Annotated in this window: 13 protein-coding genes and 4 pseudogenes; 10 read left to right on the top strand and 7 right to left on the bottom strand. The window is 54.6% G+C overall.

Going from position 1 to position 20023, the window contains the following annotated elements:
* Positions 1–5 precede the first annotated feature (5 nt).
* Complete coding sequence (gene upp / locus O1V66_RS00930) at positions 6–632, bottom strand: uracil phosphoribosyltransferase (protein ID WP_045049256.1); 627 nt, start codon at positions 630–632, stop codon at positions 6–8.
* Positions 633–897: 265 nt separating this feature from the next.
* Between upp and purM the strand changes: the two genes are divergently transcribed.
* The 6 genes and pseudogenes from purM (at position 898) to mgtE (ending at position 8972) form a co-directional block, all read left to right on the top strand.
* Positions 898–1935, top strand: coding sequence for a phosphoribosylformylglycinamidine cyclo-ligase (gene purM / locus O1V66_RS00925; RefSeq protein WP_045049257.1), 1038 nt, complete (start codon positions 898–900; stop codon positions 1933–1935).
* A 143-nt stretch (positions 1936–2078) separates the two neighbouring features.
* Positions 2079–2717 carry a phosphoribosylglycinamide formyltransferase gene (purN, locus tag O1V66_RS00920; RefSeq protein ID WP_045049258.1) on the top strand — a complete coding sequence of 213 codons (639 nt, stop codon included), beginning with the start codon at positions 2079–2081 and terminating at the stop codon, positions 2715–2717.
* A gap of 72 nt (positions 2718–2789) precedes the next feature.
* Complete coding sequence (gene speG / locus O1V66_RS00915; protein ID WP_045049259.1) at positions 2790–3365, top strand: spermidine N1-acetyltransferase; 576 nt, start codon at positions 2790–2792, stop codon at positions 3363–3365.
* A 181-nt stretch (positions 3366–3546) separates the two neighbouring features.
* A pseudogene (gene ppk1 / locus O1V66_RS00910) lies at positions 3547–5659 on the top strand (polyphosphate kinase 1).
* 16 nt (positions 5660–5675) lie between these two features.
* Positions 5676–7220: an exopolyphosphatase gene (gene ppx, locus O1V66_RS00905; protein ID WP_045049261.1), complete on the top strand. Its 1545-nt coding sequence runs from the start codon at positions 5676–5678 to the stop codon at positions 7218–7220.
* Positions 7221–7535: 315 nt separating this feature from the next.
* The gene (gene mgtE / locus O1V66_RS00895) at positions 7536–8972 is read left to right on the top strand and encodes a magnesium transporter (protein WP_045049263.1); all 1437 of its coding nucleotides are present in this window, start codon (positions 7536–7538) and stop codon (positions 8970–8972) included.
* Positions 8973–9051: 79 nt separating this feature from the next.
* On the opposite strand, the gene O1V66_RS00890 is transcribed toward mgtE, so the two are convergent.
* The 5 genes and pseudogenes from O1V66_RS00890 to alkA form a co-directional block, all read right to left on the bottom strand.
* Positions 9052–9216 (bottom strand): DUF2474 domain-containing protein, encoded by a 165-nt coding sequence (locus O1V66_RS00890; protein ID WP_414058463.1) that lies wholly within the window; start codon positions 9214–9216, stop codon positions 9052–9054.
* A 112-nt stretch (positions 9217–9328) separates the two neighbouring features.
* Positions 9329–10336 (bottom strand): cytochrome d ubiquinol oxidase subunit II, encoded by a 1008-nt coding sequence (gene cydB / locus O1V66_RS00885; protein WP_045049264.1) that lies wholly within the window; start codon positions 10334–10336, stop codon positions 9329–9331.
* Positions 10336–11754: a cytochrome ubiquinol oxidase subunit I gene (locus O1V66_RS00880; RefSeq protein WP_045049265.1), complete on the bottom strand. Its 1419-nt coding sequence runs from the start codon at positions 11752–11754 to the stop codon at positions 10336–10338. The genes cydB and O1V66_RS00880 overlap by 1 nt, the downstream gene beginning before the upstream one ends.
* A gap of 196 nt (positions 11755–11950) precedes the next feature.
* Positions 11951–12415 (bottom strand): DUF2946 domain-containing protein, encoded by a 465-nt coding sequence (locus O1V66_RS00875; protein WP_160292262.1) that lies wholly within the window; start codon positions 12413–12415, stop codon positions 11951–11953.
* Between the two features lie 202 nt (positions 12416–12617).
* A pseudogene (alkA, locus tag O1V66_RS00870) lies at positions 12618–13450 on the bottom strand (DNA-3-methyladenine glycosylase 2).
* A 275-nt stretch (positions 13451–13725) separates the two neighbouring features.
* Between alkA and yegD the strand changes: the two are divergent.
* Positions 13726–15078, top strand: a complete 1353-nt coding sequence (gene yegD / locus O1V66_RS00865; protein WP_045049268.1) for a molecular chaperone — start codon at positions 13726–13728, stop codon at positions 15076–15078.
* 119 nt (positions 15079–15197) lie between these two features.
* On the opposite strand, the pseudogene O1V66_RS00860 reads toward yegD, so the two are convergent.
* Positions 15198–16153 (bottom strand): annotated as a pseudogene (locus tag O1V66_RS00860) (aldo/keto reductase).
* 275 nt (positions 16154–16428) lie between these two features.
* Between O1V66_RS00860 and mdtD the strand changes: the two are divergent.
* The 3 genes and pseudogenes from mdtD (at position 16429) to baeR (ending at position 19994) form a co-directional block, all read left to right on the top strand.
* A pseudogene (mdtD, locus tag O1V66_RS00855) lies at positions 16429–17887 on the top strand (multidrug transporter subunit MdtD).
* Entirely contained in the window at positions 17884–19275 is a 1392-nt protein-coding gene (gene baeS, locus O1V66_RS00850; protein ID WP_045049271.1) for an envelope stress sensor histidine kinase BaeS, read from the top strand. The pseudogene mdtD and the gene baeS overlap by 4 nt, the downstream one beginning before the upstream one ends.
* On the top strand, positions 19275–19994 hold the full coding sequence (gene baeR / locus O1V66_RS00845) for an envelope stress response regulator BaeR (protein ID WP_045049272.1): 720 nt from the start codon (positions 19275–19277) through the stop codon (positions 19992–19994). Before baeS ends, baeR begins: the two co-directional genes overlap by 1 nt.
* Positions 19995–20023 lie beyond the last annotated feature (29 nt).

Here is a 20023-nt window from a genome sequence, read left to right as displayed (position 1 = left end):
GCTGCTTACTTGGTACCAAATATCTTGTCGCCTGCATCGCCCAGGCCCGGGATGATGTATCCCTTGTCGTTCAGCCCCTGATCGACAGAGGCGGTGTACAGCTCGATATCCGGATGCGCTTTCTCCAGCGCTTCAAGCCCTTCCGGCGCGGCAACCAGCACCAGCACCTTGATGCTCTGGCAACCCGCTTTCTTGAGCAGGTCGATAGTGGCAATCATTGAACCGCCGGTTGCCAGCATCGGGTCGACCACCAGCGCCATGCGCTCTTCTATATTGGATGCGAGTTTCTGGAAGTAAGGCACGGGTTGCAGGGTTTCTTCGTCGCGGTAAACGCCGACCACGCTGATACGCGCGCTCGGGACGTGCTCCAGCACGCCTTCCATCATGCCCAGACCTGCGCGCAGGATAGGCACTACGGTAATTTTCTTGCCTTTGATTTGATCGACTTCAACCGGACCGTTCCAGCCTTCGATGGTCACCTTTTCGGTTTCCAGGTCTGCGGTTGCTTCGTAAGTCAGTAAACTGCCTACCTCGGAAGCCAGTTCGCGAAAGCGTTTCGTGCTGATGTCATTTTCACGCATCAGTCCCAGCTTGTGTTTTACCAGCGGGTGTTTCACTTCAACGATCTTCATTTTTTCTTTCTCCTAAGGCTACTGACCAAAAAAATCGCGTGATTATAACGCCTTTTATTAGCAACGCCAGCGCCAATAGACTGATACGGATCAATGGATTTGCATCTGGCCGCCCTTGCTGCTTTCGTCAGGGTAATTTGAGTATAGATAGAGAAACATAACGAGACCTCTCGCAAACGTTTGCCTGCGCTGTTAGAATTAGCGCGCTTCAAGCTTCCAGTTTTCAACAACAACCACAAAACGCATACGTCGTGGGGATTCCGCAGTGACCGACAAGACCTCTCTCAGCTATAAAGACGCAGGTGTGGACATCGATGCAGGCAACGCATTGGTAGACCGCATTAAAGGTGTAGTAAAACAGACTCGTCGTCCTGAAGTCATGGGCGGACTGGGTGGTTTTGGTGCCCTGTGCGCGCTGCCGCAAAAATATCGTGAACCCGTGCTGGTTTCGGGAACCGACGGCGTTGGCACCAAGCTGCGTCTGGCAATGGATTTAAAACGCCACGATACCATCGGTATCGATTTGGTCGCGATGTGCGTCAATGATCTGGTCGTACAGGGCGCAGAGCCACTGTTCTTCCTGGATTACTACGCGACGGGCAAACTGGATGTGGATACCGCAGCCAGCGTTATCACCGGTATTGCCGAAGGCTGCAAGCAGTCCGGCTGTGCGCTGGTTGGTGGCGAAACCGCAGAAATGCCGGGCATGTACCACGGCGATGACTACGACGTGGCAGGTTTCTGCGTCGGCGTGGTCGAGAAATCCGAAATCATTGATGGCAGCAAAGTGCAGGACGGCGACGTTCTGGTTGCGCTGGCATCGAGTGGCCCGCACTCCAACGGCTACTCTCTGGTTCGCAAAATTCTTGAAGTCAGCAAGGCCGATCCGCTGACCACCGATCTGGCAGGCAAACCGCTGGCCGATCACCTGCTCGAACCTACCAAAATCTACGTTAAATCCATCCTCAAGCTGATTGAAAACGTAGACGTTCACGCGATTTGCCACCTGACCGGCGGCGGCTTCTGGGAAAACATTCCGCGCGTACTGCCGGACAACACTCAGGCCATCATCGACGAATCAAGCTGGACATGGCCTGACGTGTTCGGCTGGTTGCAGGAAAACGGCAACGTGAGCAGCCACGAGATGTACCGCACGTTCAACTGCGGCGTCGGCATGCTGATTGCCCTGCCTGCTTCCCTGGCGGATGAGGCGATTGCCCTGCTCAACGACAACGGCGAGCAGGCCTGGGTTATCGGCAGCATCAAGGCTTCCGACGCCGAAGAACGCGTCATCATCAAGTAATGTTGTTCACTGCGACGCCTTACGTCATGTAGTGGCGTTGCAGTAAAGCGGCAGGCCTGGGAGCCCCGATACGCTGACACAGGTCAGTGATTCGGGTGAGCAGGCGAAGCCAACGCCGCTACAGCGTCAAGAGCGAAGGTAAAATGAAAAGGATAGTGGTTTTAGTTTCTGGCAACGGAAGCAATCTTCAGGCAATCATTGACGCCTGCCAGCACGGACGTGTCAACGCCACGCTCAGTGCCGTTTTCAGCAATAAAGCCTCGGCTTACGGACTCGAACGCGCCCAGTCGGCAGGGATCCCTGCGCACGCGCTGGATCCGAAATCCTTTGCCGATCGCGAGGCCTTTGATGTCGCCCTCGCCGATGAAATTGATGCCTATCAACCCGATCTGGTGGTTCTCGCCGGTTACATGCGTATTCTTGGCCCTGCCTTTGTCGAGCGCTACGCGGGCCGGATGTTGAATATCCACCCTTCTCTGCTGCCGAAATATCCCGGTTTGCACACGCATCAGAAAGCCCTCGACAACAAAGATGTCGAACACGGGACCTCGGTGCATTTTGTGACCCCGGAACTTGACGGCGGACCGGTGATTCTTCAGGCTAAAGTGCCCGTTTTTGATGAAGACAGCACAGACGATTTACATGCGCGCGTGCAGCATCAGGAACACGCTATTTATCCGCTGGTGGTTGGCTGGTTCGTTGACGGACGTCTGACGCTCGACAATGGACAGGTGGTTCTCGACGGGCAGGTCGTTCCCGCGCAGGGCCACGCCGCAGAATAAGATTATCGTTCTGCCTCCCCTCCCTGAAACCGGCCTCGCGCCGGTTTTTTTATAGAACATTAAGGAAGAATCATGTTCAGTTCAAATCGCATCAGGCTACGTCCGCTGGAAAAAGACGATCTGATGTTCGTACACCGCCTCAACAACAACGCCAATGTCATGCGCTACTGGTTCGAAGAACCTTATGAAGCCTATGTCGAGCTTGAAGATCTCTACGCCAAACACATTCATGACCAGAGCGAACGCCGCTTTATTACGGAGTCCGAACAGAATCGGGTCGGGCTGGTCGAGCTTGTCGAGATAAACCACATTCACCGCCGCGCCGAATTCCAGATAATCATCGACCCGAATCATCAGGGACAGGGATTCGCAAGCGAAGCCGCCGCGCTGGCGATGGACTACGCCTTCTCCGTACTCAATCTCTACAAGCTGTATCTGATTGTCGACAAGGAGAATGACAAGGCCATCCACATCTATACCAAGCTCGGATTCGAAGTGGAAGCCGAGCTGAGGGACGAGTTTTTCGTCAATGGCGAATACCGCAGCGTCATTCGAATGTGCATCTTCCAGCCGGCCTTTTTGCTGCGCTATAAAAACAAGGACGGCGGCAGCCCGGCCCTCGACGCGCTCGGCGCGGGCGTGCTGTAGCCGTAAAATGCCGGTCTGCGGGCGGCGGTTTGGCAACAAAGTCCATCAATATGGTTTTGTTGGACTTTGTTGTAAGAGTCTCGCAATAATGAAGGGAGATACTAGGCCCTCTCCCTTAAAGCTGCGCAAGCTGAAATGCGCCTTGATGGGCCAGGTTTCAGGCTAAATGAACGGAGCTAAAATGGGTCAGGAAAAACTGTATATAGATAAAGAGTTGAGCTGGTTATCCTTTAATGAACGCGTTTTGCAGGAAGCCGCCGACAAGAGTAATCCGCTGATTGAGCGCATGCGCTTTCTCGGGATTTATTCAAACAATCTTGATGAGTTCTATAAGGTCCGTTTTGCCGACTTGAAACGCCGCATTCTGATCAGCGAAGAACAGGGATTTATCGGCGCATCACGCCATCTGCTTAAAAAATTCAGGCCAAGGTGATGCGTATCGATCAGGAATTTGACAGCCTGTACAACGACTTGCTGCTGGAAATGGCCCGTAACCAGATTTTCCTGATTAACGAGCGACAGGTTTCCGAAAATCAGCAGGCCTGGTTGCGCCAGTATTTCAAACATCATCTGCGTCAGTTTATTACCCCGATTCTCGTGAATCAGGAAACCAATCTGGTGCAGTTTCTGAAAGATGACTATACCTATCTGGCGGTTGAAATCATTCGCGGCGAAAAGATTGACTATGCGCTGCTCGAGATCCCGTCCGACAAGGTACCGCGTTTTGTCAATCTGCCGCCGGAAGCGCCACGCCGTCGCAAGCCCATGATTCTCCTTGATAACATCCTGCGTTATTGCCTCGATGACATCTTCAAGGGCTTCTTTGATTACGACACGCTCAACGCCTATTCGATGAAAATGACCCGCGACGCCGAGTATGATCTGGTTACCGAAATGGAATCCAGCCTGCTCGAGCTGATGTCATCCAGCCTGAAACAGCGCCTGACTGCCGAACCCGTGCGTTTTGTCTATCAGCGCGACATGCCCGATGAAATGGTCGAACTGCTGCGCGAAAAGCTGGGTATTTCCAACTATGACTCGGTCATTCCGGGCGGTCGTTATCATAACTTCAAGGATTTCATCTCTTTCCCGAACGTTGGCAAGGCCAATATGGTCTATCGTCCGCTGCCGCGCCTGCGCCACCTGTGGTTCGATAATTTCCGCAACGGCTTTGCCGCCATTCGCCAGCAGGATGTGCTGCTCTATTATCCTTATTACACCTTTGAGCATGTGCTCGAGTTGCTGCGTCAGGCGGCATTCGACCCTAACGTGCTGTCTATCAAGATAAATATCTACCGTGTCGCCAAAGACTCGCGGATTATCGAGTCGATGATCCACGCCGCGCACAACGGTAAAAAGGTCACCGTGGTCGTAGAACCCAGGCGCGTTTCGACGAAGAGGCCAATATCCACTGGGCCAAACGCCTCACCGAAGCGGGCGTGCACGTGATTTTCTCTGCGCCGGGCCTGAAAATTCACGCCAAACTATTTCTTATTTCCCGACGCGAAGAGGACGAAATTGTCCGCTATGCTCATATTGGTACGGGCAACTTCAATGAAAAAACCGCCCGCCTCTATACCGACTATTCGTTGCTGACCGCCGATTCGCGAATTACCAATGAAGTTCGCCGTGTGTTCAACTTCATTGAAAATCCATATCGTCCGGTCACCTTTGAACACCTGATGGTCTCGCCGCAAAACTCGCGCAGCATGCTGTATGCCCTTATCGATCAGGAAATTGCCAATGCGCAGGCCGGTGAAAAGGCCGGGATTTCTCTCAAGATCAATAATCTGGTCGATAAAGGGTTGATTGACCGACTGTATGCCGCCTCGGGATTCGGCGTGAAGATTCGCCTGTTGATCCGCGGCATGTGTTCACTTATTCCTAATTTGCCGGGCATCAGCGAAAACATTCAGGTGACGAGTATTGTCGACCGCTATCTTGAGCACGATCGTGTTTATGTTTTTGAAAATAAAGGCGATACAAAAGTGTTCCTGTCTTCTGCCGACTGGATGACCCGCAATATCGATTACCGCATCGAAGTGGCGGTTGCGCTCCTCGATCCCCGTATCAAGCAGCGTGTGCTGGATCTCCTCGCCATTCAGTTTAGCGATACGGTAAAAGCGAGACATATTGATAAAGATCTCAGTAACCGTTATGTTCCACGCGGAAATCGCCGCAAAGTGCGTGCGCAAATGGCTATCTACGAGTATTTAAAGAATTTTGAACTTGAAAAGCCTGATTTTGAAAACCCGGTTGTCAAAACAGAAAACAAACCTGCCGATCCAGCCTGATCTTTGGAGTTAAAAAATGCCGTTAAACAGTTCGATGACCCCAAAGCCTCAGGAAATCGCCGCCATCGATCTTGGATCGAACAGCTTTCATATGGTGATAGCCCGCGTCGTGAACGGCGCGCTACAGGTATTGGGTCGGCTCAAGCAGCGCGTTCACCTGGCCGACGGGCTGGACAGCCAAAGCAGATTAAGCGAAGAAGCCATTAAACGTGGGCTGGACTGCCTTGCGCTTTTTGCCGAGCGTTTGCAGGGCTTTCCGGAAGCCAACGTCACCATTGTGGGCACGCACTCCCTACGTCAGGCCGTGAATGCCGAAGAGTTCCTCAAGCGCGCAGCGGAAGTTATCCCCTACCCGATTGAAATTATCTCGGGTCAGGAAGAGGCGCGTCTGATTTTTATGGGCGTTGAGCATACTCAACCCGAAAAAGGCCGCAAGCTGGTCATCGACATCGGCGGAGGCTCCACCGAACTGGTGATTGGCGAAGACTTTGAACCGCTGCTGGCCGAAAGCCGTCGCATGGGTTGCGTCAGCTTCGCGCAGCAATTTTTCCGGGGTGGCGAAATCAGCCGCAGCAATTTCAAACGCGCACGTCTGGCCGCGGCGCAAAAGCTCGAAACGCTGGCCTGGCAATACCGTTTGCAGGGGTGGCAATACGCGCTGGGCGCTTCCGGTACCATCAAGGCGACCCATGAAGTGCTGGTCGAGATGGGTGAAAAAGACGGGTTGATTACCGCCGAAAGACTGGAAAAGCTCACCGATGAAGTCCTGAAATACAAAAACTTCGCGTCCTTGAGCCTGCCGGGATTGTCCGAAGACCGCCAGTCCGTGTTTGTGCCGGGTCTGGCGATTCTTTGCGGCGTTTTCGATGCATTGGCGATACGCGAACTGCGTCTCTCCGACGGCGCACTGCGCGAAGGCGTGCTGTACGAAATGGAAGGCCGTTTCCGTCATCAGGACATTCGCAGCCGCACGGCGAAAAGCCTGGCCGATCACTATAACATCGACCGCGAACAGGCACGCCGCGTGCTTGAAACCACTGAAGCTCTGTATACGCAGTGGCTGGCGCAAAACCCGTCGCAGGCGCAACCGCAGCTCGAGGCGCTGTTGAAATGGGCCTCGATGCTGCACGAAGTGGGGCTTGGCATCAATCACAGCGGCATGCACCGCCATTCGGCCTATATTCTACAGAATTCAAATCTGCCGGGCTTCACGCAGGAACAGCAGACGCTGCTGGCTACGCTCGTGCGTTTTCAGCGCAAGGCGATTCGTCTTGACGATCTGCCGCGCCTGAACCTGTTCAAGAAGAAGCATTATCTGCCGTTGATTCAGCTGTTACGCCTCGGCGCACTGCTCAATAACCAGCGGCAGTCGACCACGCAGCCCGAAACGCTGCGCCTGCATACCGATGACAACCACTGGACGCTGTGCTTCCCCGCCGGATTTATGGCGCAAAACAGTCTGGTGCAGCTGGATTTCGAACGGGAACAGGCTTACTGGGCTGATGTCACCGGCTGGAAATTAATGCTCGAAGAAGAGGAAGACGAACGGAAAGAGGAGTAGTTGCTTTCTTGTCGTCAGGCAATGACCGGAAAAAAAGCAGGGATGCTATATACTTAAGATGCCATTATGCGTAATAAAAATAACATGAAGATGACAAAAATCGTTCTGGCGATAAGTTTTATAATCTTGATTGGCCGACTTATTTACGCCGGGATAGGGTCGTATTCTCATCATCAAAACCAGAAACAGGTGCAGACCGAACAGCGCATTGCGCCCGTTTCTCATAAAAATCAGCCGGATAAGACGCCCTGATTGTCATCCTCCTGTTGTTTTGTTACGCACTATTCTAGTTTCCAGATAGCAGAAGGACTCTGAATGTTTGCAGCAAAACAGCAATCCCACTCCCAGAAACTGGCGGAAGTTCGTCACCATATTCTCGATTTACTGCTCAATAACAACGATGATTTAGCCGACAGCATTCTCGGCGAAAAACCGGCGGACATCAGTGAATCAACGCTCATGGATCAAACCGCCGATCTTCGGGCCTGTGTCGCCACGCTTCACGCCGCCGACCTTGCCGACATTCTCGAAGCCCTGCCCGAACGTCAGCGACTGGCGTTATGGAGTCTGGTTGAAACCTCGAAGCGCGGCAAGGCGCTGGTCGAAGTCTCGGAAACGGTATGGGACAGTCTGATTGAAGAGATGAGCGACAAGGATTTGCTGCGCGCCATTTCGCTGCTTGACCTCGACGATCAGGTGTATCTTGCCGAATATCTGCCGCGTGACCTGACGGGCCGTGTATTGACCTCGCTGGAGCCGCGTCAGCGCGACAAAGTCCGCGAAGTCATGAAGTTCGCCAAAGAGTCCGTGGGCCGTATTATGGATTTCGAACTGCTGACCATTCGCCCCGACGTCACGCTGGCGACGGTTCAACGCTATCTGCGCTTTCGCAAAATCATTCCCAAAGGCAGCGACAAGCTGTTTGTGACCGATCGCCACAACCTGCTGCTGGGCGAACTGCCGTTGACTACCGTGCTGCTCAATCCACCGCAGCAGCGCGTGGCCGACGTCATGAACGACGATCCCACCTGTTTCAGTCCCTACGACAAGGCCGATGACGCCGCCGGTGCCTTCGAGCGGTATGACTTGATAACCGCGCCGGTAGTCGACCTGAAACACAAACTGATGGGCCGCCTGACGGTGGAGTCTATCGTTGACTTCGTCAATGAGGATTCCGACAACAATATTCGCCGCATGGGCGGCTTGAGCCCGGAAGAGGACGTATTCTCTCCTGTCGGCAAGGCGGTGAAAAACCGTTGGGCGTGGCTGGCCATCAACCTCTGTACCGCCTTCGTGGCTTCGCGCGTGATTGGCCTGTTCGAGAATACCATTTCCCAGCTGGTGGCGTTGGCAGCGCTCATGCCCATCGTCGCCGGTATCGGCGGCAATACCGGCAACCAGACGATCACCATGATCGTGCGCGGTCTGGCGCTGCATCAGGTGCAGGTCGGCAACATGCCTTTTCTGCTGCTGCGCGAGTTGGGCGTGGCGCTGATTAATGGATTGATCTGGGGCGGACTGATGGGCGTTGTGACCTGGTTGTTGTACGGCAATCTGGCGATGGGCGCGGTCATGACACTCGCGATGGTGCTGAATTTACTGGTTGCTGCGCTGATGGGGGTATTGATTCCGCTAACGATGGTGCGGCTCGGCCGTGACCCTGCGTTGGGGTCAAGCGTCATGATTACGGCGCTGACGGATACGGGCGGGTTCTTTATCTTCCTCGGACTGGCAACAATCTTCCTGCTCTAAACTTTCTATTCTGCAAGCCGCTCCCTGAGCTCAGGGAGCGATGTCGGTTACGCCAACATACTCGCAGCCAACGCGTGATTTAGTGCGAACGCATGCCCGCCGCAAACATCAGGACGTGGAACGCCGTGGCCACCACAAACAGTGCCAGCACGCTGCCGCCGTAAATCAGGACCAGCCAGGAGACTTTTTTCCAGAAAGGCACGTTGGCCGCCGGAACGGTGTTGTCGTCCATTTTTTGAATCATCGGTTTCATGATATTTACCTCGATTACCTGAAAAAAGGGGCAAGGCCGGGCCCGCCCCTTTTGATTTTCTGTCTAACGCTTATTGTGATAAACGCTGTTCACTGTCGAACAATCAGTGATAACCCTGATCCGGCGTTACCTTTCCACGGAACACGTAGTAGCTCCAGAAAGTATAAACCAGAATGATTGGGATGATGAACAGTGCGCCAACCAGAATAAAGCCCTGGCTTTGCGGAGGCGAAGCCGCCTGCCAGTAAGCGATGGACGGTGGAATGATGTTTGGCCAGACGCTGATGCCAAGACCGCTGTAACCCAGGAACACCAGGGCCAGCGTCAGCAGGAACGGCGTGTAGTGGGCATTGCGGTTTACCGCTTTCACCAGCCAGAAGGAAACCAGCAGCACCAGGACCGGCACAGGCAGGAACCAGAACAGGTTAGGACGGCTGAACCAGCGGTGTGCGATGTCGGCGTGAGACAGCGGCGTCCAGATGCTGACCACAGCCAGTACCGCCAGCAGGGTGTACAGCAGCGGATTGGTCAGGTCATGCATACGCTTTTGCAGGCTGCCCTGCGTCTTCATGATGAGCCAGGTGCTGCCCAGCAGCGCGTACGCCACGATAAGACCCAGACCACAGAACACGGTGAACGGCGTCAGCCAGTCCATCGGGCCACCGGCGTAAACGCGGTTGACAACCGGCATACCGTCGATGAAAGCACCCAGTACCACACCCTGACAGAAGGTCGCAACGATGGAACCGCCAATGAAGGATTTGTCCCAGATGTGACGCTTCTCTTCACTCGCCTTGAAACGGAATTCAAAGGCAACACCGCGGAAAATCAGGCCGAACAGCATGATAGTCAGTGGCATGGCCAGCGCGTCAAGGATAACCGAGTAGGCCAGCGGGAACGCGCCATACATCCCTGCGCCGCCCAGAACCAGCCAGGTTTCGTTGCCGTCCCAGACAGGCGCAACGGTGTTCATCATTACGTCGCGGTCTTCGCTCTTTTTAGCGAACGGAAACAGCAGACCAATACCAAGGTCGAAACCATCCATCACGACATACATCATGATGCTGAAAATGATGATGACGAACCAAATCAACGGTAAATCGATACCCATTATTTGCTCCCGGAATCTAGTTTAACATCGACTGCAGACAGAGGACGCGCCGGAGTACGTTGCTGACCCGGACCGCCGTGCTCGTGAACTTCGCCTTCGTGAGTCTGCACGCCTTTCTTGATAAGACGCATCATGTAGGCGTAGCCCACACCAAATACGGAGCAGTAGATAACCACGAACGCCACAAGCGTGATGCTCATGTGCACGACACCGTGCGCGGAAACCGCGTCTTTGGTGCGTTGCAGGCCATAAACAACCCACGGCTGACGACCGACTTCAGTCGTGAACCAACCCGCCAGCAGCGCCAGCAGACCCGAAGGACCCATCAGCAGCATGAAGCGCAGGAACGTTTTGTTGCTGTACATTGTACCGCGACGACGCAGCCACAGACCGACGAAACCGGACAGAATCATCAGCATGCCCAGACCGGCCATGATACGGAAGGACCAGAATACAATGGTCGAGTCAGGACGGTCTTCTTTCGGGAAGGACTTCAGCGCAGGGATCTGATGCGTCAGGCTGTGCGTCAGGATCAAACTTCCGAGAGCAGGAATTTCAATCTTGTATTTCGTCTCTTCGGCGGTCATGTCCGGCCAACCTACCAGCACCAGCGGCGTAGGTTTGTCGTCGTTGTTTTCCCAGTGACCTTCGATAGCCGCGATTTTCGCCGGCTCGTATTTCAGGGTGTTCAGACCGTGGGCATCGCCCAGGAATGCCTGAATAGGAGAGACGATAAGCGCCATCCACAGTGCCATCGAGAACATCTTGCGGGTTGCCGCGTTATCGTGGCCGCGCAGCAGGTGGTACGCCGCAGCAGAAGCAACGAAGAAGGCAGAAGCCAGGAAGGCGGCAACGCTCATGTGCATCAGACGGAACGGGAACGACGGGTTGAAGATGACTTTCAGCCAGTCAACCGGAACAATCAGGCCGTTTACAATGCTGTAGCCCTGCGGCGTATGCATGAAGCTGTTTGAAGCCAGGATCCAGAAGGTGGAGAAAATGGTCCCCAACGCCACCATGCAGGTGGAGAAGAAGTGCAGACCCGGTCCAACGCGGTTCCAGCCGAACAGCATCACGCCCAGGAAGCCCGCTTCCAGGAAGAATGCCGTCAGCACTTCATAAGTCAGCAGAGGACCCGTGATGTTACCGGCGAAGTCGGAGAATCCGCTCCAGTTGGTGCCGAACTGGTAAGCCATAACCAGACCGGACACCACGCCCATACCGAAGTTGACGGCAAAGACTTTGGACCAGAAGTGATAAAGGTCACGATACGCGTCCTGTTTTGTTTTAAGCCATAGCCCTTCGAGCACAGCCAGAAAACTTGCCAGACCGATGGTAATCGCTGGGAAAATAATGTGAAACGACACTGTAAAGGCGAACTGGGTCCTTGCAAGATCCAGTGCAGTTAAGCCAAACATGGCATTACCTCAGATTGCATAGAAAGTTTCATATGACAGACAGTCAGTTTGTTCGAAAAAAGTCGCAACAGTCTCGGCACTAATAGCGCCTCTACTCTTTGACTAAAATTAAAAATAAAGTTACTGCTTTGTAAAATCCTGGTGTGGAAATCCACGATATAGCACGATGTCTGTATGTATAAACGTAGGTTATCAATTAATAAGGTGGTGCGCGGGGTTGAAACTCCGACTGCTCAATAAAGCCAAGCAACGGAAAATCGAAATATTCTCTGGATATAAAAGCGCTGAAGATACCCGGCCATTTAAGCTGTGAATCATCCAGGTTGATTGCTACCAACTGGTCGATGATTCCGCAATAAGAGCAGGACAGTTCCTCATGCACCGAGACATCATTCGCCGACGCGTTCAGCTGCATTTGCATGTGGCCAAGTTGGTCTGAGATTGATGACTGATGGTCTTTCATGCCCGTTGCAGCCACGCGGCTTGCACCCGAGACAAAACTCGCTGGAGAGCCCGTCATGACTGACGATTCCTCAACGCCCACAGTGGTGCGTTCCAGCGATCGCGAGATGGCCGGAGCAAACAACACTATAAGGATCGCGAAGATACCCCACCAGGCAGGCGAGAAACTTCGAGAAGAATTGATCTGGATTAAAGACACGTTCAACCTAATGCTGTAGAGACAATTTCGATTCGCATGAATTGTACGTGTATTTCTTTAGAAAGTTAAAAAACTTTCGGCCACTTTGTGCGGTTTTTTGATTTCAAATCCAATCGATGTAAATAGGATTTCATTTATTTAATAACTGTATCCTTATGGATACTGTGGGATAACATTTATTATCATTAAATTTAACAAATGATTATTTTGGTTTCCAATTCGCATTATTCCAAATAAGTAACGTTGCGTAACTTCTCCACGGTTTCCATATTTGCGCATAACGATTAATTGTTGCTGGCGTCATATTTGGAAATCTTTGCTTAATGAGATAGTCGCTATGTAAAAAGATGTCACGTTCACCCCAGGCGCGCATCGCAATGTAATTGGCGGTCCAGGTGCCTATCCCCGGCATCGCGACCAGTTGTTTAATCCCCTCCCCCGTATCCCGAATGCGATATAAAGGCAGCTCACCGTCCCGCACCGCGCGTGCAACGTTGATAAGACAGGCGGCACGTTTGGCCTGCACACCGAGGGCGCGCAACTCGTCAACCTGCAAGGCCGCGATACGCGCAGGCGTCGGGAACAGACGGGTCGGTTCGGCAAACGGCGTGTCGATAGGCTCGCCCCATTTCGCGGCCAGCCGTGCACAAAAGGTGGCCGCCATCTTGACGCTGACCAACTGCCCCAATATTGCTCTTACCGTCAACTCGAAGCTGTCGACCGCGCCGGGCAGACGCAACCCGCAAGATTCCGCCGCCAGCGGACCCAGGGTCCGGGCAATCTCCTGCGGATCCGCATTTAAATCCAGCAGATTTCTGACCCGCGTGATTACCGCTTCGCTATGCGTTTCCAGAGAAGGCGAGAGTGTCAGTTCGACTGCCTGCTGCTGCGGCAGCGGACGCCAGCCCAGCCAGCCGCTGATTGTCTCTCCTCTACCGTGAGGGACAGCGTGCGGCGATAACGCGTTTCTCCGTTTTCGTCCTGCTCGAAATGTTCGATGCCCGCAAGCGCCCTTGCCCCCAGAAATGCCGTCATCCACGACCAGTCGTAAGGAGCAATATAAGGAAGAAGGTGTCGAGGATTGTGCACTGTGGGATCCTGTTCGGTAAAAGCAGCAAGAATATCAATGTAGCACAGCGGCGATAATCGCGAGGAGAGAGGAAGATTATAGGGGCGTTTAACGCCGATGGCGTGAATCTCCCCCGAACAGGCAGAGCGTTGTGCTAATTTCCGGCGCTCGTGAGCTGAGTTCTTGCCTGCCGGCAGCGACTCCGGTAAAGTCGCCCCCTTCTTTGGCATGGGGAACCGTGATGTTTATTGGATTTGACTACGGAACGGCAAATTGCTCCGTTGCCGTGATGCGTGACAACAACGCAGAGCTGCTGGCGCTGGAAAATGGCCAGGCCTACCTTCCTTCGATGCTGTGCGCACCGACCCGCGAAGCAGTAAGTGAATGCCTGCACCGTTTCTGGCAAGTGCCGACGGGCAGCGACGACAATCAGCAGTTGCTGCGCCGCAGCATTAACTTCAATCGCGAAGAAGACATTCAGGTTAACACGCACAGCGTCAACTTCGGGTTGTCGGCGCTGGCGACCTATATGGAAGATCCGGAAGACGTGTACTTCGTGCGTTCACCGAAGTCGTTTCTGGGTGCCAACGGCCTGAAACCACAGCAGATCGCGCTCTTCGAAGATCTGGTGTGCGCCATGATGTTCCACATCAAGCGTCAGGCAGAATCGGTATTGCAGCAGACCATCGAACAAACGGTCATTGGTCGTCCGATCAACTTCCAGGGTATCGGCGGTGAAGAGGCCAACCGTCAGGCGCAGGGCATTCTTGAACGTGCCGCCGCGCGTGCCGGTTTCCGCGATATCGCGTTCCAGTTCGAGCCGGTTGCCGCCGGTCTGGACTTTGAAGCGACGCTGACCGAAGACAAAACCGTGCTGGTTGTGGATATCGGCGGCGGAACCACCGACTGTTCTGTGCTGCTGATGGGTCCAAGCTGGCGCGACAAGGCGGAACGTCAAAACAGTCTGCTGGGTCACAGCGGCTGCCGCGTAGGCGGTAACGATCTCGACATCATGACCGCTTTCAAGCAGCTTACCCCGCAGTTCGGCATGGGCAGCGAATCGCAAAAGGGCATCGCGATGCCTTCCCTGCCCTACTGGAATGCCGTTGCTACCAACGATGTGCCGGCGCAGCAGGACTTTTACAGCGTCGCCAACGGGCGTTTGTTGCGTGACATGATCCGCGACGCCGCGAATCCCGATCAGGTGAAACGCCTGCTGAAAGTGCATCAGCAACGATTGAGCTATCGTCTGGTGCGCGCTGCGGAAGAGAGCAAGATTGCGCTGTCCGACCGTCAGAGCGTATCTGCCGCGCTGGACTTTATCGAAGCCGGTTTGGCCGAAGAGATAAGCCAGCAGCAGTTGAGCGACGCTATCGCGCAGCCGCTCGAACGTATTCAGGAGCAGGTCAGCATGGCGCTTGCCAGCAGCGACATCAAGCCGGACGTGATTTATCTCACCGGCGGCAGTGCGCGTTCGCCGCTGCTTCGTCACGCCTTGCAGGCGCAGTTACCGGGCATTCCGCTGGTCGGGGGCAATGATTTCGGCTCCGTGACCGCCGGTCTGGCACGCTGGGCGCAAACGCTGTACCGCTAGTTGTCGCGAAGTCACCGCCCCTTGAGGTGGACAGAGGCTTGATTGATCAGGCCCATAAAAAAGCGCCGGACGATTGTCGGCGCTTTTTTTATTACAACAGGCTTTTCGTGGACGAAAGCCTACTTCCAGGCGCTGGCCTGATTGAGGGCTTCAATGTCTTGCGAATCAAGCTTGAGCTTCGTGGCGAGGGCCAGTTCATCAATCTGCTTCAACGAGGTGGCGCTGACGATAGGCGCGGTGATGCCCGGACGGGCAATCAGCCATGCCAGCGAAACCTGGGTCGGCGACGCGCGATGCTTCTCGGCTATCTCGTCCAGCGCCTGCAAAATCTTGTGCCCGCGATCGTTGAGATACTGCTTCACAACACCTTCGCCGCGCTTACTTTTTCCTGCATCTTCCTTGCTGCGGTATTTACCCGACAGGAAACCGCTCGCCAGCGAATAGTAGTTGATAACGCCCAGTCCATTGTCGGTAATCACTTTCTCCAGACCGGACTCATAGTCCTTGCGGTCATAGAGATTGTACTCCGGTTGCAGGGTTTCATACCGCGCGATGCCCTGTTCCTTCGAGACTTTCAACGCTTCCTCAAGACGGGTGGCGGTATAGTTAGAGGCACCGATGGCCCGCACTTTCCCCTCTTTGACAAGCGCGTCGAAGGTCGCGAGCGTATCGGCAAGCGGTGTATCTTCGTCATCTTTATGCACCTGATACAGGTCGATATAATCCGTTTGCAAACGCTTGAGCGAGTTTTCTACCGACTGGCGGATATAGGTCGGAGACAGGCCTTTTTGCCCCTCGCCCATCTCCATGCCGACTTTGGTTGCCAGAATGATTTTGTCGCGCTTACCGCTTTTCTTCAGCCAGTTACCGATGATGGTTTCCGACTCGCCCCCTCATTTCCTTCGGCCCAGCGCGAATAAACGTCTGCCGTGTCGATAAAATTGAGCTGGTGTTCCAATAGCGCATCGAGGACGCTGAAAGAGGTGGATTGGTCGATTGTCCAGCCGAACACGTTACCGCCGAACGTCAGCGCGGGAACCTGAATACCGGAACGACCCAATTCTCTTTTACTCATCATGCTCTCCTTTTTCTGATGATTCACTTTGAATGAAGAATTTGCCTTGGCTGCAAATCGCACTATTAACCTTAGCACTTCGAGGCTGGAACACTCAGTCATCATCACGGCAATTAATTGTCACAGAATGAAAGGGACTCCTTATTTCCTCCATTATTTAACTCGGCGAATTAGGTAGACTGGATCAGGATGTCCGTGTGATTTCTGCTCGCAAGGGTAAAATCAACACTATCATTTAGTTATACAAGCAACCCAAAGGCAGGCAACAGGAATCAATGACCGAGGAATCAGGCACTACCCCTCTACCTCTCTCCGTGCGCTGGCAACTCTGGATAGTCGCCTTCGGCTTCTTTATGCAGTCTCTGGACACCACCATCGTCAATACTGCCCTGCCCTCGATGGCCGTCAGTCTCGGGGTGAATCCCCTCAATATGCACAGCGTCGTGGTCGCCTATGTGCTGACCGTAGCCGTAATGCTGCCCGCAAGCGGGTGGCTGGCCGACAAGGTCGGCGTCAAATGGGTCTTTTTCTCCGCCATTGTGCTGTTTACCCTGGGATCCCTGATGTGCGCGCAGTCCACCACGCTGCATCAGCTGGTGATGTCCCGCGTATTGCAGGGAATAGGCGGCGCGATGATGGTGCCGGTCGGGCGGCTCACCGTGTTGAAAATCGTGCCGCGCAGCGAATATATGGCGGCCATGACCTTTGTGACACTGCCCGGCCAGATTGGCCCGTTAATGGGCCCGGCGCTCGGTGGATTTCTGGTGCAGTACGCAAGCTGGCACTGGATCTTCCTGATTAATCTGCCGGTGGGTCTGGCCGGTGCGATAGCGACGCTCATGCTGATGCCCAACTACAAGATGCAGACTCGCCGCTTTGATATCAGCGGGTTCTTTCTGCTGGCGGCCTGCATGGCTTCGCTGACGCTGGCGCTGGACGGCGGCAAAGGGCTTGGCCTTTCCACCTCGCTGGTTGCCGTGCTGGTGGTCGTCGGTTTTGCCGCACTCGGCGGTTACTGGCTGCATGCACGCGGTAATCTGTCGGCGCTGTTTTCTTTGCGCCTGTTTCATACCCGAACCTTTTCTCTGGGCCTGACCGGCAGTTTTCTGGGCCGTATCGGCAGCGGCATGTTGCCCTTCATGACGCCGGTGTTTTTGCAGCTCGGCCTCGGCTTCAGCCCTTTTCACGCCGGTTTGATGATGATCCCGATGGTGCTCGGCAGCATGGGCATGAAGCGCATCGTGGTGCGCCTGGTCAACAAGCTCGGCTATCGACGTGCGCTGGTCGGCGCAACCTTGCTGCTGTCGGTTATCACCCTGTGCATGCCGCTGGTCGCCATTTACGGCGCACTGTGGATGATTCCGGTCGTGCTGTTCTTCCAGGGAATGGTCAACTCGCTGCGCTTTTCGTCAATGAATACCCTGACCCTCAAGGATTTGCCGCCGCGTCTTGCCAGCAGCGGCAATAGCCTGCTGTCGATGATTATGCAGCTTTCAATGAGCCTCGGCGTGAGCGTGGCGGGCATTCTGATTGGCCTGGTTCGCTCACCAGCAGATAAATCCCGGCAGTGCATCCATGCACAGCGCCTTCATTTACTGTTATCTCTGCATGACCGTGATAATCGCCCTGCCGGCCTGGATTTTCAGTCGTGTACCCGATGAATCCCGCACTGACGCGTTGGCGGATACCCGTCGCAACGCGGCTGCCTCCTCCGACCCTGCGAGCAAAACATGAAACCCGGAATTACCGCCAAACTGTTTCTGGCCATCTTTCTCACCTGCAGCCTTGTCATGGTCACCATGAACTGGGGCGTGCGCATGAGTTTCGAGCGCGGATTCATCGACTATATTCGCCACGGCAACGAGCAGCGGGTCGAGATGATTTCCGTGTATCTCGAGCAGCAATACGGGCTGCACGGCAACTGGGATTTCCTCAAGAACAACGATCGCGCCGTGTACCAGATGATGCACAGTTTCGATCAAAATGATGAAACCAGTCAGGTTTTGCCGCCGCTGGGCTGGCGCACCAAATTCTGGATACTCGATGACACCAATCATCGCGTGGCCGGTTCCGAATCGGATATTCCGCCCGATCTCATCGGCAGTGGGCGCAAGTTAACCCATCAGGGGCAGTTTATCGGCAGCGTGGTATCGACTCCCGCCGAACGGCTGACCCGCAACGCCGATATCAATTTTGATCAGCAGCAGCGCCGCACCAGCTGGATTATCATGGGCTTTACCACGCTGCTGGCCGCTGCCGTCACCTGGCTGCTTTCACGCGGTATGCTGGCGCCCGTCAAACGGCTGGTCAAAGGTACGCATCAGTTGGCGGCAGGCGATTTCAGCAGCCGCGTCAAGGTGGATACGCAGGACGAACTCGGCAAACTGGCGCAGGACTTTAACCAGCTTGCGACCACGCTCGAAAAAAACGAGCAGATGCGGCGGGCGTTTATGGCCGATATTTCGCACGAGCTGCGCACGCCGCTCGCGGTGCTGCGCGGTGAACTCGAGGCGATGCAGGATGGCGTGCGCAAAATGTCGCTGGAGTCGTTGGCTTCGCTGCAATCCGAAGTGGCTATCCTCACCAAGCTGGTCGACGACCTCTATCAACTTTCGCTGTCCGACGCCGGGGCGCTGGCCTATCGCAAGGAAGAAACCGACGCCGTACACCTCATTCAGCTGGCCGAAGCCGGATTTCGCGAGCGCTTTCACGGCAAGCAGCTGCGCATTACCAGTCATCTTCCCGAAAAAGCGCCTGTTTTTGGCGATCCGCATCGTCTTTCGCAGCTGTTTAACAATTTGCTGGAAAACAGCCTGCGCTATACTGACTCTGGCGGCGAACTGGAAATCATTGCCCACCGCCGCGACAAGTTTCTGGAGATTTTCTTTCAAGACAGCGCGCCGGGGCTGAATGAAGAACAGCTTCATCGCATTTTCGAGCGTTTCTACCGTACCGAAGGCTCGCGCAACCGCGCCAGCGGCGGCTCCGGGCTTGGACTGGCGATTTGCCAGAACATCGCCGAGGCGCACGGCGGAAAAATCAGTGCCGAACATTCGCCCTCCGGCGGCGTCAGGATGACCCTGCTGCTGCCGCTTTCACTGCCAATCGGACAACGCATCTAATGAACGAATTCGCCACTGCAGAGCACAAGCCGCTCAAAATTCTCATCGTCGAAGATGAACCCAAACTCGGTCAACTGCTGGTCGATTATTTGCAGGCCGCCGGTTATGCCACCGAATGGCTGACCAATGGCAACGATGTGCTGCCGCTGGTGCAAAGCAATCCTCCGACCATGATCCTGCTCGACCTGATGTTACCGGGCAGCAGCGGCCTGAGTATCTGTCGCGATATTCGCCAGTTTTCCGACATTCCCATCATGATGGTCACGGCAAAGACGGAAGAAATCGACCGCCTGCTCGGGCTTGAAATCGGCGCGGATGATTACATCTGCAAACCCTACAGCCCGCGTGAAGTCGTGGCGCGCGTCAAAACCATTCTTCGACGCTGCTATCGCCCCAATGAGCCGCTGGCCGATGGCGTGGGACTGCATATCGACGAAGGCTGTTTTCAGGCACATTATCAGGGCGTCGAGCTGGATCTGACGCCCGCCGAATTCCGCCTCCTCAAGACCCTGTCCATCAAGCCGGGCTACGTCTTTACCCGCGAAGCGCTGCTCAATAATCTTTATGATGACTACCGCGTGGTGACCGACCGAACCATCGACAGCCACATCAAAAATCTGCGCCGCAAACTTGAGGCCATCGACGGCGACAAGGCGTTTATTCGCGCGGTGTATGGCGTAGGGTATCGCTGGGAAGCCGACCCCTGCCGACTGACCTGATGTCTGTCGAAGCGGTCACAAAATGCCAT

The sequence above is a fragment of the Rouxiella chamberiensis genome (assembly GCF_026967475.1).
Taxonomy (GTDB): Bacteria; Pseudomonadota; Gammaproteobacteria; order Enterobacterales; family Enterobacteriaceae; genus Rouxiella; species Rouxiella chamberiensis.
This window is presented reverse-complemented; position numbering and strand designations above follow the sequence as displayed.